This window comes from Commensalibacter sp. Nvir, assembly GCF_963921845.1.
Taxonomy (GTDB): Bacteria; Pseudomonadota; Alphaproteobacteria; order Acetobacterales; family Acetobacteraceae; genus Commensalibacter.
Map to the genome: position 1 here is coordinate 1 of NZ_CAWUGZ010000024.1, position 14,468 is coordinate 14,468.

The 14,468-nt window shown below is 38.1% G+C and carries 10 protein-coding genes; 3 read left to right on the forward strand and 7 right to left on the reverse strand.

Annotated features, from left to right (window positions below; all coding sequences use genetic code 11):
* Positions 1-164: 164 nt before the first annotated feature.
* From AABE15_RS01880 to tkt, 7 genes are all read right to left on the reverse strand, one after another.
* On the reverse strand, positions 165-713 hold the full coding sequence (locus AABE15_RS01880) for a gluconokinase (RefSeq protein WP_338329586.1): 549 nt from the start codon (positions 711-713) through the stop codon (positions 165-167).
* A 413-nt stretch (positions 714-1,126) separates the two neighbouring features.
* A complete protein-coding gene (rpiA, locus tag AABE15_RS01885; protein ID WP_338329587.1) occupies positions 1,127-1,867 on the reverse strand; it encodes a ribose-5-phosphate isomerase RpiA in 741 nt (246 codons plus the stop codon).
* Entirely contained in the window at positions 1,860-2,624 is a 765-nt protein-coding gene (gene pgl / locus AABE15_RS01890) for a 6-phosphogluconolactonase (protein WP_338329588.1), read from the reverse strand. Before pgl ends, rpiA begins: the two co-directional genes overlap by 8 nt.
* A 67-nt stretch (positions 2,625-2,691) precedes the next feature.
* The gene (locus tag AABE15_RS01895) at positions 2,692-3,537 is read right to left on the reverse strand and encodes an HAD family hydrolase (RefSeq protein ID WP_338329589.1); all 846 of its coding nucleotides are present in this window, start codon (positions 3,535-3,537) and stop codon (positions 2,692-2,694) included.
* An 834-nt stretch (positions 3,538-4,371) separates the two neighbouring features.
* Complete coding sequence (gnd, locus tag AABE15_RS01900) at positions 4,372-5,355, reverse strand: phosphogluconate dehydrogenase (NAD(+)-dependent, decarboxylating) (RefSeq protein ID WP_338329590.1); 984 nt, start codon at positions 5,353-5,355, stop codon at positions 4,372-4,374.
* 75 nt (positions 5,356-5,430) lie between these two features.
* Entirely contained in the window at positions 5,431-8,271 is a 2,841-nt protein-coding gene (locus AABE15_RS01905; RefSeq protein ID WP_338329591.1) for a bifunctional transaldolase/phosoglucose isomerase, read from the reverse strand.
* A gap of 107 nt (positions 8,272-8,378) precedes the next feature.
* On the reverse strand, positions 8,379-10,433 hold the full coding sequence (gene tkt / locus AABE15_RS01910; protein WP_338329592.1) for a transketolase: 2,055 nt from the start codon (positions 10,431-10,433) through the stop codon (positions 8,379-8,381).
* Positions 10,434-10,872: 439 nt separating this feature from the next.
* On the opposite strand from tkt, the gene AABE15_RS01915 reads away from it, so the two are divergent.
* The 3 genes from AABE15_RS01915 (at position 10,873) to AABE15_RS01925 (ending at position 14,243) form a co-directional block, all read left to right on the forward strand.
* A complete protein-coding gene (locus AABE15_RS01915; protein WP_338329593.1) occupies positions 10,873-11,418 on the forward strand; it encodes an ankyrin repeat domain-containing protein in 546 nt (181 codons plus the stop codon).
* A 23-nt stretch (positions 11,419-11,441) separates the two neighbouring features.
* On the forward strand, positions 11,442-12,503 hold the full coding sequence (hisC, locus tag AABE15_RS01920; protein ID WP_338329594.1) for a histidinol-phosphate transaminase: 1,062 nt from the start codon (positions 11,442-11,444) through the stop codon (positions 12,501-12,503).
* Positions 12,504-12,701: 198 nt separating this feature from the next.
* Positions 12,702-14,243: a carbohydrate porin gene (locus AABE15_RS01925; RefSeq protein ID WP_338329595.1), complete on the forward strand. Its 1,542-nt coding sequence runs from the start codon at positions 12,702-12,704 to the stop codon at positions 14,241-14,243.
* Positions 14,244-14,468: the final 225 nt, after the last annotated feature.

Consider the following 14,468-nt stretch of genomic DNA (forward strand, 5'->3'; position numbering starts at 1 on the left):
CTATAAAGTTTATTCTAATAGGCTTCATAAAATTTTTAACAAATTTATAATTATAAAAAACTTTTCGTTACTTATTTTTCAACAAACAAAATTTAAAAAAACTATTTATATTTTTAATTCAAAATAAAAATACCAATCAATGGCGTAAAGTTAATTTTAAAAACTCAACTTACCGTTTTGGTTTTTAATAATGTTGATATAATTTTTTCAAGAATTTTCTCTACAGGTTGATCTGTATCAACAGAGATAACAGATTCGTCTTTCTCAGGTAATTCTAACGTTTTAAGTTGACTAGACAGCAAACTCGCCGGCATAAAATGATTGGAGCGATTTTTTAAACGTTTTTCAATAAGGGGAATAGACGCTTTCAAATAGATAAAATAATAAGGGCAATACAGATCACCTATTATTCTATCTCTGTATTTCCTCTTTAATGCCGAACACGTTAAAATACCTCTTCCACGATAAAAACGTTCACATGTTTTTAACCATTCATGACATTGATCAAGCCAAGGCCAACGATCTTCATCATTAAGCGCAATGCCTTTGGACATCTTTTGTATATTGTGCTCAGAATGTAAATCGTCTCCTTCCATGAAGGGCCAATTTAATCTTTGCCTTAACCCATTGGCAATTGTACTCTTTCCACAACCAGAGACACCCATAACAATTAACAAACAAGGCTTTATGTGAATTACATTGCTGGATAACACGCAGGATACATCCTCGAAAAATTAACGCTTCGTTTTCACAAACATTAACCCATAATACTGAACCTGTAGAGTCATACCTCGCTTTTTGGCTTATTAAACATAAGAATCATATCCCTCAACTTTGTAATTGAATCTGAAAATCAAACGGGTAAATCGATAGTATGAAACAAACGTTTGCAAATGAAGTTGACCGCTGTTGCTCATAATTTATGAAACCGTCCCTAGCATTATTTAATCCTAGAACTTTTAAAGAAATCTCTACGATTAAAATATTTAGGGAATTTTACACCATCTTAAAATTTGGGGTTGAACCTCTTCTTATTTTAGTAAATCAAATGCTTATAGCAATCCGAATCTAAAAATTTCTTTATTTAAAAGTAATAACAAACATCAAAGTAATATTTACTCATTTACTATTTTTTCAGATGTTGAATGCCTTTTTGTCCCGCAATCAAAACTTCATCCGTACAATAGGTAAACAAGCCATTTTCCATGACGCCTACAATTGCATTAATTTCTTTGCTCAGTCCACATGGATCTGAAATTTGTCCAAATTGACAATCCAGAATCATGTTTTGACCGTCGGTAATAAAAAAATCAGATGAGCCTTTTTTCATGCGAATTTCGATGGAAGCGCCTATTTTTTCAAGATGTTTTGCGGTAACTTGCCAACCAAAGGGGGCAACTTCTACTGGGACAGGGGTATGATCTCCCAGTCTATCCACCATTTTTCTCTCGTCCACCACAACGATAAATTGCTTGGAGGCATAACGAACAATTTTTTCTCTTAACAATGCACCTCCCAACCCTTTTATTAAATGAAAATCTTGATAGGTTACCTCATCCGCGCCATCAATATCCAAATCCAACTCCGGTGTTTCACCTAAAGTAGAAAGTTTAATCCCAAAAGATTCAGCCAACTGTGCGGTTTCAACTGAAGTGGGTACGCCGATAAACCGTAAATTTTCCTCTTGCCATCTTCTGCCCAAAGCACGCACAACCCAAGCCGCGGTACTACCGCTGCCCAGCCCTACTTTCATGCCTGATGAAACCAATGAAGCCCCAACTTCACCGACTTGCTGTTTGTATACGTCAATTTTATTGTCTTGTATCATCATTTTACGTTGCCAATCCCTATGAATAATTTTATTCACCACTTACCGCTTTATCAATTATCCAGTGCACTTCGCCTTCAGTCCGAACTGCGACAGAAGGATACTCTTTTTTTCCCTCTCTTACTTCCCGAAAAATTTGAGCTTTATTTTTGCCACTAACGACAAAAATAACAAAACGGCTCGATGCTATTATAGGGTATGTTAATGTCATTCTTTTATAAGGAGCATCGACAGGTTCACTCCACGAAACCCATTTTTGCTTTTCTTTCAAAACAGGGGATTTGGGAAATAACGAAGCTGTATGACCGTCCTCTCCTAATCCCAAAAGAACAATGTCAAAAAAAGGCTTACCTACCTGTAACCGATCAACATGATACACAGACTTTAATTCTTGTTCGTACAGTTGAGCGGCCTGAGCAACGTCCTCTAAAATTGGCATTGGATGGACGTTGCGAAAAGGAATGGTGATGTGCTCTAACAACGCTTTTTTGACCATGTAAAAATTACTGGCTTCGTTTGTATAAGGAACCATACGCTCATCCCCAAAAAACAAATGAATTCGATGCCAAGGAATACGATGTGCGTAATTTTCACTTCCTAATAACTCATACAGACGTTTTGGCGTCGATCCGCCAGACAAGGCGATTGTTATCGTACCTTCTTTTTTTCTTTCTGCTTGATGCATTATAAAGCTGGCTAAATAATCAGCCTGAGCGTTCGGGTCAGACAACACTAATACATATCCTGTTTTAGCCGTATGTCCTTTTGACGATATATCCTCAATAGTATCAACCATGATCAACTTTCAACGTGGGAAATGATTTATCCAAAGGTATAAAGATCGAATAATGCTTAGCATACCATTAAGCCCTAGGTATTACATAATTATAAACGGCGTAAGCCCAACCGTTTTCTTCGTTACTTTTAGTCTGCACATGAGCATGTTGGCAGACGTGCTTAGAAGATTGCCTCATAGCAATTGACAAACCCGCGATTTCCAGCATGGGAATATCATTATCCATATCGCCAATACAAGCGGTTTCAGAAATATCAATTTGTAATAAACGCCCTAACTCTTTCGCAGCAAAGCCTTTGTTTGCTTTGGGATGCGTAAGATCAAGATACGTTGGAGAGGATCGTAACGCTCGAACACGTTGAGGATAAAACCTGTTAATTTTTTCTGCTACACGATCCAATAACGCGGTATCTTTCGATACGCCTTCAATTTTGGTAATACGCGTTGCGTATTGATCGAGATTCTCAATCACTCTAGGTGTTTCTCCCACCAAAGACATTTCACGGGCTACAAAAGGATCGTCTAGGGTAAATACAGACCAATCAAACCCTCCAAATATCCATACATTAATTTGATTTTGATTTAATAACTGGCAAATACTTTTAGCATCTTCGGAATCCATAGCCATATTGGAAAGAATTTCTTCTTCAAAGCTAATAATTTCTCCACCATTCAAAGCAGCATAAGGCGTAGTAATATTCAGGGCTTCGAAATAAGATTTTATGCCTTGTGGCGGTCTACTACTGACTAAGCAAAGCTTTATACCTGCTTTCTCCAATGCTATTGCTGCTTCAATTGTCTCCCTTGTGAGTTGTTTATCGGCAGGAACGAGCGTACCATCAATATCAGAAACTAATAATTTTATTTTACTCCCAGTAAACTCTTTTCGGCCATTTTTAATACAATCACTCACCGAACTTTCTCCCCATTATAAAAACAATATAGACAATTTTTATCTCACAAAACTCATCCTTATGCGAAACCTTGGCAATAATAAAGTATGAGAAGAATTTAGATTAACAATAAAATCTACAATCGTAAAAACTTAACTTCAAGGCCTTTGAATTTAGGCGTTAGAAATGAACCAAGGTGACCATGAAACAATCCATCCATGCGAAAAATGTATTATTTTTCTCTTTAGCTTATCTAACCTTATTTTTTTCTGTGATTATTGTATAACTTCACAAACAAAACTAAGATTTTTACATGAGTTGTATGGTTAGAAATTGGAATCTGGAAAAAATATTTATTAGATTATCATTACTAAATCTTGTTAATCTAATCCACTACCAACACTACCCAATGGCTATGACCAAAAAAATCCATTTTTTCGAACTTTTTCGTTATTTTTTACTTTAAATACATAACTTGAACATAATTTTAAGCGTGAAAATATTTTTATTTAAAACAACATTGTCTTTATTTTTTAATACGCTCTACGTTATCTCAATATCAAACTTTTATTCCAGCAAAATTGAAAAGCTCAATGCATCTCTGTGAACTCTATTTCAACTTAATACTTGTATTACTGCTTTTATATTTGTGCATATATCAAGCCAGGAACTATTTTACCGCCCAAAAAACTTATCCGAAAACATCTTAGCAATAAAAGAAAACTAGATTTTATCGACTCTAAAAATAGCAATTAAAAAGTAACGCTTCTTCTGACTTTATTCTGAGAGCAATATTAAAAAAAGCCTTAAAAACTTACCTAAGGCTTTTTTATCAATAATGTTAGGAAAAACGCTTATTTTTTCTCAACATGTCCGCCAAAGCCAAAGCGCATTGCAGATAATATTTTCTCTGCATACGTATTGCCTGAACGAGAACGAAAACGTGTAAATAAAGCCGAGGTAATAACAGGCGCGGGTACTGCCTCTTCAATTGCAGCTTCCACGGTCCAACGTCCCTCACCGGTATCCGCTACATCCCCTTTAAATTGACTAAGATCGCCATCGTTCGCCAAAGCACCCGCACAAAGATCCAATAACCATGAAGGAATAACGCTTCCACGCCGCCAAACTTCTGCAATATCCGCCATATTTAAATTAAAACGCTGATTTTCTGGAAGACGATCTGAACCTTTCATACGCATAATATCAAATCCTTCTGCATAGGCCTGCATCATACCGTATTCAATTCCGTTATGAACCATCTTTACGAAATGACCAGAACCTGCAGGACCACAATGCAAATACCCCTTTTCAGCACGAGGGTTCAAATTGGAACCACGCCCTTGAGTACGTGGAATATCCCCTATCCCCGGGGCAAGGGACTCAAGAATAGGATCAATATGATCGACCGCTTCTTGGTTGCCGCCGTACATCATACAATAACCCCGTTCTAGTCCCCAAACGCCACCAGACGTTCCAACATCGACGTAATGAATATTTTTTGCGTCAAGATACTGGGCACGACGCATATCATCCTTATAAAAAGTATTACCGCCGTCAATGACAATATCCCCTTTGTTTAATACGTTGCCTAAAGCCTCAATGGCTTTCTCGGTAACCTCTCCTGCTGGCAACATAACCCAAATAATTTTTGGCGAAGGAAGTTTAGCTACAAGATCTTCTAAGTTTTCAGCAATCGAACTTTTGGGTGCCTCTGCCTGTACTTTGTCACTTACACTACGTGTGCGATTTAATAACACGACTTCATGACCATGTCGGGCTAAACGAACGGCCATATTACCGCCCATTCTTCCCAGTCCATACATACCTAATTTCATAGAACCTATGACTCCATAATAACATTATCAAAAAATAAATGCCTTATCTTTAAAATAAGATAAGGCGCAAATTAATTACAAAGCACTTAAGACAATCTTGCTAAAGGAATGTAACCCTGATTTTAAGTCTCCCTTAATGTGAATACGTATAACCCTCCGATCACGTTCTGATAAAACATCGAAATCTCCACGGGCTTGGGCTTCTTTAACAATGCTAAAGGTGTACTTTTCTCCAGGAACAGGCAAATCTTTCGCATCATCTGCTGTAATTTGTAAAAATACACCTGTTTTTGGACCCCCCTTATACGCTTGACCTGTTGAATGAAGAAAACGAGGTCCAAATTCAGCAGCGGTAGCAACTTTCTTCTTATCGCGAATAGCTAGGCGCAGCTCCTGAATCCAAGATCGAGTTTCAGGATCTCTTTCTACATACGCCAAAATACCCACATAATCGCCGGTTTTAATTTTTGAAAATAGAGTTTTAAGGACGTCTAATAAAGACTGAACCGATTTCAAAGAAGATTGTTCTGCTTTCCCTGCATATACAGCAAAATTATTATCCTCAAATACAGAATCAATCACGGGTAAAGATCCATGCTCATTATAAGCGTTCGTAATTTTTTTGGTCTCGATTTTACTTGCCTCTACATCCGGCTGATCAAAAGGATTAATTCCTATAAAAGCACCCGCAACTGCTGTAGCAAATTCTGTCTGAAAGAAAACTTGAGCTAATTGAGCTTTGTTATGCAAATTCAACGTTACGACAGGATGACCCGCACTCTGCAAGGATTGTAGAGCTTTTTCTTGCTGACGATCGTCTTGATTGCCTAATTTTAAATGAATAAATAAACGATCGTTGCCATACAGTTCAGGAGCACTCAAAGTTTCTTCATCAATAGGAATAATACCCGTCCCTTGCTTTCCCGTTGATTCAGCAAGAAGCTGCTCAAGCCAAGATCCAAGGGAAATAATAGCCTTAGAGGCAACGATAGTAAATTTGTCTCGCTTAAGGTTTGCAACGGATGTGCCCCAAATAGCCCCAAGTTGCACGCCAGGATTTTGTGCAGGCGGTGCTCCAGCAGAGCACATTTTTTCCATTCTCTGGGCCGAATACAAAAACTCTTTTAAAGGTAAACCTGCCGCCGCTGCAGGGACAATACCAAAATTAGATAAAACCGAGTATCGACCTCCAATATCTTTTTTACCGTAAAATATCTTCCAAAACCCATCCCTTTTTGCCACGTCTTCCATATGCGATCCAGGATCAGTAACCGCAACAAAATGTTGGCCTACCTTATCCCCTAGAACCTTACGTGCTTCATTGAAAAAATAAGCTTTCAATATATTCGGTTCTAAAGTGCTTCCTGATTTTGAAGAAACAACAAATAATGTTTTTTTCAAATCTACTTTTTGTTGAAAGGTGTAAATTTGCTGGGGGTCTGTACTATCCAGCACATGTAAATGGGGATAACCCGCCTGATGACCAAAAACTTCTCCCAAAACTTCTGGTCCAAGACTGGAACCACCCATGCCCAATAAAAGAATATCTGTGAAGCCTTTGGCTTTTACTTCTTTTTGAAACGCTTCCAATTGGCTTAAATTGTTAATTTGTTCATCAACAATATCCAACCAACCAAGCCATTTACTTTCATCTTCCCCTGTCCAAACGGAAGAATCTTTAGCCCAAATTTTGCGAACATACCCTTTCTTGCGCCAGTTCTCTAATCCTTTATTAACCCATTCTTCGTGTTCAAAGGTAAGAGCTGCGTTCATATGCAACAATTCATCCCCTTGCAAAGCAATTTGTTTTGCTGCTACGGAACCTAGCAACTGATCAAAAGCCTCGGCAAAAGCAACAACCCCTTCTTCAAGAAGTTTTTTCGTGGTCCCAGCTAAATCAAGTCTTAAGCGCTCCGCTTCAGAGATAGTTTTTTTTGCCTCCTCAACCTTTTGGTCCAGCGTACGCGCTGCAGTTCCGTGATCCCGAAAAGCATCTAAAGTTGCTGGTGGTATGGTATTGACCGTATTCTCACCAATCAAATTATCAATATATAGGGTGTCTGGGAATGTTTTGTCTTTACAACCTGTGCTCGCCCAAAGAAGCCGCTGAGGTTTAGCACCCGCAGCAGCAAGTTTTTTCCAACGTTCACTATTTATAATTTTAAGGTAATGCTGATACGCTAACTTAGCATTTGCTAGAGCAACTTGACCACGCACTGCTTTCAATGCGGCCCGTTCAGTATCACCGTTGGCTACCCGCTCATCAATTTTTTTATCAATTTCTGTATCAATACGACTTACAAAAAAAGAAGCAACGCTGGCAATATGATCAATTTTCTGACCTTGTGCCAAACGGTTTTCGAGCCCCACAATATAAGCTTCCAATACATTTTTGTAGGTATCCAGAGCAAATAATAAAGTAACGTTAACGTTAATACCTTCAACAATTGCACTTTGAATAGCCGGAATACAAGGCTCTGTCGCAGGTATTTTAATCATCAAGTTTTTTTCAGCAACTTTATTCCAAAGGCGTTTGGCTTCTTCAATCGTTTTTTGCCCATCCATCGCAATATAAGGGGAAACTTCTAAGCTAACGTATCCATCAATACCTTTTGTCTTTTCCCACACAGGGAATAAAACTTTGCACGCAGCTTTTATATCGTCAATTGCCATTGTTTCGTAAAGAGTGGCAACGTCGGTAATGTCATCAGCAGCCAGTTGCTTAAACTGTTCATCATAATCCGTTCCATGCCCCATAGCTTTTTCAAAAATAGAAGGATTGGATGTAACCCCTTTTAACCCATCTTCATCGACTAATTTTTTTAATCCCCCCTTTTGGGTAAAAGAGCGTTGAATAAAGTCTAACCAGGGCGATTGACCATATTTTTCTAATTGTATAAGAGGATTTTCGACCATTTGATGTGCTTTCAATATTATATAATAATTCTCTACAAGCATGTGCCGAAACTTTTGGTACGGCTGGAAATGCTATAACGTTAGCTTCGACAGGAATTATATCTTTCTTATTTGTTTAATTGCGCTTGTGCTACCTTCAGAACGTTATCAAGGGTAAAACCAAATTTTTGTTTTAATTTATCAAAAGGTGCAGACGCTCCAAAACTATGCATCGCAATAACTGCTCCTTGTAATCCAACATACCGATCCCAACCTAAAGGCGAAGCTTGCTCTACTGCAACACGAGCGGTAACCTGTGGGGGGAAAACTTCATCACGATACGCTTTTGATTGTTCTTCGAAAATTTCCCAACAAGGCATTGAGACAACTCTTACTTTTTTACCCTGAGCCATTAGAACCTCATACGCTTGCATAATCAAGTCCACTTCACTCCCCGTTGCCATTAAAATCAGCTCAGGCAGCCCTTCACAATCAGCAAGAACGTAAGCCCCTTTGCGCAAACCAGATGCACAACTGTATTTCTGACGATCAATCGTTGGAAGGTTTTGTCTGCTTAAGGCTAAAATAACAGGATGCGTATCTTGTTGCATAATCAACTTCCACGCTTCGATAACTTCATTAGCGTCCGCTGGTCTTATAGTATATAAGTCCGGAGTGGCACGAAAATGTGCAAGTTGTTCAATGGGTTGATGCGTCGGTCCATCTTCGCCAACCCCGATGCTATCATGGGTAAATATATACACGACAGGCAAATGCATAAGCGATGCCAAACGTATAGGATTTTTCATATAATCTGAAAAAATAAAGAAACCAGCAACAAAGGTACGTAGACCGCTTAATGTAATACCATTCGCAATAGCCCCCATTGCATGCTCTCTTACCCCATAATGGAGGTTCCTGCCTGAATATTCCCCATTATAGTTTGGATTTTGGAAAGAGCCCGCTCCTGGGAAATCCAGATGCGTTTTTGTTGAAGGCGAAAGATCGGCTGCTCCCCCAATAACCCAAGGGACATTTTTCGCAATAGCGTTCAAAACTTTACCGGAACTGGCGCGTGAAGCAATACCCTTAGCGTCTGCGGGAAATACAGATATATCTTTATCCCAACCTTGAGGTAATTTATGGGAGAATATATCCTCAATTTGCTGACCTAACTCAAGATACTCTACTTTGTAATTTTTATAAAGCTCTTCCCATTTTTTACGAGCTTGGGAACCACGTTTCCCTATTCCCTCAGCAAATTGCTTCAAAACTTCTTCAGGAACATAAAAATCTTGATCTTCTGGTAAGCCAAGATATTTTTTTGTGGCTTTTACCTCTTCAACGCCCAAAGCTTCGCCATGCACCCCAGCGGTTCCGGCTTTATGCGGTGAGCCATAACCAATAACGCTGTCAATAATAATTAAACTGGGAGCATCAGTTTCTGAACGAGCTGCCGCTAAGCTCTTTTGGAACTCTTCAATATTATTCGCATCCCCAACTTCATGTATTTTCCAGCCCATGGCTTCAAAACGTTTTCCCACATTTTCTGTGAACGCCAAATCAATGGATCCTTCAATAGAAATACGGTTGCGATCGTAGACCCAAATAAGGTTACCTAATTTTAAATGGCCAGCCAAAGACCCAGCTTCATAGGAAATGCCTTCCATGCAATCCCCATCACCACAAAAAGCGTACACATAATAATCAAACAGGGGGTATCCTGGCTTATTATAAGTTGCAGCAAGCCATTTTTGTGCAATAGCCATTCCTACGGAGCTCGCAACTCCCTGACCCAATGGCCCTGTAGTCACTTCAACCCCTGCTGTATGGCGGTATTCTGGGTGTCCTGGTGTTTTTGAATCAAGTTGTCTAAATTGTTTTAAATCCTCTATCGTTAAGGAAGGCTTATCCTCTACGGTACCAACCGAACTGACATCACGAATATTCGTCAAGAAAATCATGGAATAAAGAAGCGCTGAAGCATGTCCTCCAGAAAGTACAAAACGGTCTCTTGCGGGCCATAAAGGATCAGAAGGGTCATAATTTAAAATATTATTCCATAACACATACGTTGCCGGAGCAAAATCCATAGGAGTTCCAGGGTGTCCAGAATTGGCTGCCTGCACTTGATCAATTGCCAAACCACGTATTGTGTTAATACACAATTCATCAATATTCATTACTACTCTCCTTTATAAAATTTCTGCCCTATTATCGAGCCGTTGCGTTTAATTGTAATACCCATCCAAAAAAAGGAAACAAAAAAAACACCATCAAAATATTCTAAGCTTTCAGAGTTTTAAAATCATAGTCAAGCTCTAACCGCCGTCCTGATTTAACCAAGTTAATGTTATGATTTGTTAACAAAAACGACAGGTTTTATCACGCTAAAAACAAGAAAGCTAATACCTCGTAATTACAAAATCTTCATAGCATGAAATTTGCGAAAGTTGTAATGTGCATTTCTTAATAAAAATTATTATAATGCTATACTGAAACCAACCAGCCCAAATTTTAAAGACTAGTGTTTGAACTTAATGAACTTATTCTTCACTTTTTTTCCGTGTAGAGATAAAATGGTTAGGAATATATATTAAGTTAATCATTCTAGAGAAAATTATGGTCCGTAATACCTTCCAAAACAAACTGTTTTCAACACCCCATATAAACTCAAAATTTTCTTCTAAACAAATTGAAACCCTTTATTTAGATTCAGCAAGAAATGGTGAAATTGATTTGCTTGATGAATTCATTAAAGCAGGCATGAATATTAACCATCAAAATGGTGACGGCCACACCCCCCTTATTGTTGCAACATATAACAATCAAGTAGCAACAACCCAGTATTTACTCAAAAAAAATGTAGATCCAAATATCAAAGACAATCAAGGAGCTACGGCCTTAACAGGCGTTGCGTTTAAGGGATACACCTATATTGCAAAAAATCTTGTTGAAGCAGGAGCAATCGTTGATACTGAAAATAATTTGGGTCGCACACCTCTTATGTTCGCCATACTTTTTGGACGGTATGAAATGATCCAATTTCTTTTAAGCGTTGGTGCTGATCCTAATCATTTAGATGGAGAGGGCTCAAATTCTATTCAGTATGCAGAACGACAAGGTAACACAACTTTAATTCAACTTTTAAAAAAATCCATTCATTAATTTTTTACCTATAGGACATAAAATTGAATAGCCCTTTTTGGAGTGCGTTTGTCAACAGCATTGTACCGTATATTCCTGGTGAACAACCAAAAATTTCTAACATAATAAAACTTAACACTAATGAAAACGCTTACGGAGTTTCTCCTAATGTTTCAAACGCATTAAAACAAGCAATTGGAGACAATTTAAAACTTTATCCTGATCCAACTGCAGGACAACTACGTCAGGAACTGGGACGTCTACACAAAGTCAACGAGGATTGCATTTTTATCGGCAATGGTTCTGATGAAGTGTTAGGTTTTGCTTTTCATGCTTTGTTAAAGCATAATAAGCCAGTACTTTTTCCTGATATAACCTATAGTTTTTATCCTGTTTATTGTCGATTATTTGATATTTCCTTTCACTGTATTCCTCTTAATGATTCTTTTGAAATTAATCTTCAAGATTATCAGAACCGTGAAGCTTGTGGCATCGTTATTACCAACCCGAATGCCCCGACTGGAATATTACTTAAAAGTAATAGTATTGCCAACTATTTAGATACCCATCCTCATCAACTCGTTATTGTTGACGAAGCCTACATTGATTTTGGAGGGGAAACAGTAATTCCTTTTGTTAAAAAATACCCTAATTTGTTAGTTGTGCGTACTTTTTCCAAATTTTATAGTTTGGCAGGGTTACGCGTTGGCTATGCTGTAGGACAACCTGATTTAATTGAAGGCATAGTAAGGGTAAAAGATAGTTTCAATTCTTATCCTCTTGATTATATGGCTCAAATAGGGGCAGTTGCAGCGGTAAAAGACATTCAATGGTCCATAAACAATGCACGTTCTATAATCAAAAACCGAAAAAATTTGATAGATGCTTTAAATCAATTAGGCTTTCAGACTCTAGATTCAAAAGCAAATTTTATTTTTACCTCTCATCCCCTACATGAAGGAAAAAAAATCGCAAACTATTTAAGGGATAATAAAATTCTAATTCGCCATTTTGACTCACCAAGAATAAAAAACTGGCTTAGAATAACCATTGGCAATGCTGAAGAATGTAAACGTCTAATTGAAGCACTAGCACAAATGAATTAATCCATTTTCATTATATTCATAACTCGTCACATTCCTTCAATTGTTTTTATGATCTTAACAAATTATTAATTGACAGAATTTTAGAACCCCCGTAGAAGGTTGGCAATGATACTTAAGCAATCGCGTTAATCGTTCGCCATTGTTTAGATTTATCATTAATCCAATACATAATTATCACTTAAGACAGGGATGTGACATATGTTCATGCAATCACACCGTCCTCTACGTAAATATCCTATCCATTTTAAATCTTTCGTGGCTATTTGTACAGAAATTCCAATAATTCTAATTGGAATGCAAGTCGCCAGTCATGCGAGGGATTCTGCTATTATTAGTCAAGGGGCTTCACCCTCTACCAACTCGAGTGGGGCCAACCCTACCAAAAAAACTCCACCGCCAGCAAAAATTCTCGACCAAGATACAGGGCAGCACCCTGAAAACAATGATATGCTCCTCGGTGATATCCAGGGACTTCGTCCGTGGATGGCTCAATATGGTTTAACCTTTACCGCTGTCGATATAAATGAAGTGTGGGGCAATCCACATGGAGGGACTAAACAAGGGGCAGCTTACGAAGGAATGACCACCCTAACTTTAAATTGGGATCCAGAAAAACTTACAGGGATCAAAAATGGCTTATTCAACGTAAGCGCATTACAAATACGAGGAAGAACATTTTCTAGTGAAAATCTTAGCAGTCTTGCCCCTATTAGTGGCATCGAAGCAAGACGTTCCACTCGTCTTTGGGAACTGTGGTACCAGCAAGGATTTTGGGATGACAAACTTAGTGTACGTATCGGTAAACTAAGCCTCGATCAAGAATTTAATATCAGCGATTATGGCACATTGTTTTTGAATGCATCGTTTGGTTGGCCAATGATAAGCTCTGTTGATACCTATAGCGGGGGGATTGCTTATCCTCTTTCCTCGCCAGGTATACGCTTTAGCTTCCAACCCAATAAAAATTGGACCAATTTATTTGCCGTAACAGATGATAACCCTAATGACGTTTCCTTTTGCAACCCTTCTGGGGCTTTTACCTGCGACCCACAGGCTAAAAATCTTTCTGGCACACAGTTTAACTTTCGTACTGGGGTTTTCATTATTAATGAACTGCAGTATCACCTCAACCCAGAATCGGACGACCAACCTCAAAATTATGGATATCCTGGAAGTTATCGGCTCGGTGCCTATTTTGATAGTGCAGGCTTTCCAGATCAACGTTACAATGCATTAAAACAACCTTTAGCCAATCCTTCTGTAGAGCAATCAGCATACATGCGTCGAACGAATTGGTCTGTTTACGCTATTGCCGATCAAATGATTTGGCGTTCTTCGTCAGACAGTATTCACTCCGCTGGTATTTTTGGAAGGATACAAACCGCACCCGGCGATCGAAGTCCCATTAATGTAGCTGGCGATGCAGGCATTGTTTATAAAGGTATTTTTGGAAACGAACACGATTCCGTTGGTTTAGGGTACGGATTTGGAAGTTTTAGTGACCGAGCAAGGCAATATGATCGTGATTATCGCTATTTCAACGATCCCAATTGGCGCGTAAGAGGTACCGAACACCATTTGGAAATGACTTGGCAAATTCAAGCAACACCTTGGCTAGAACTCAAACCTGATTTTCAATATATATTTAATCCCGGTGGGGGCTTACAACTTAATGAAGGCTACCATAAACGGATACAAAACGAAGCAATTTTTGGTTTAAGATCTACTGTAAACTTCTAATAGCATTTATTTATCACAGGGAGTTTCAAAATAAACTCCTTGTGAACCTGTACCGTCGTCTCCTACCCAGTTGGATAAGTTATTACAAATATAAAATAAAACAATACTATTCTTTAAAAATAACTTATAAAAGTATAACAATTTAATAATCAATTAGACATAATATAATAACATTAAACAAATAAAGATTATAATTGATAAAAGTTTTAAAATAATATTTGCATT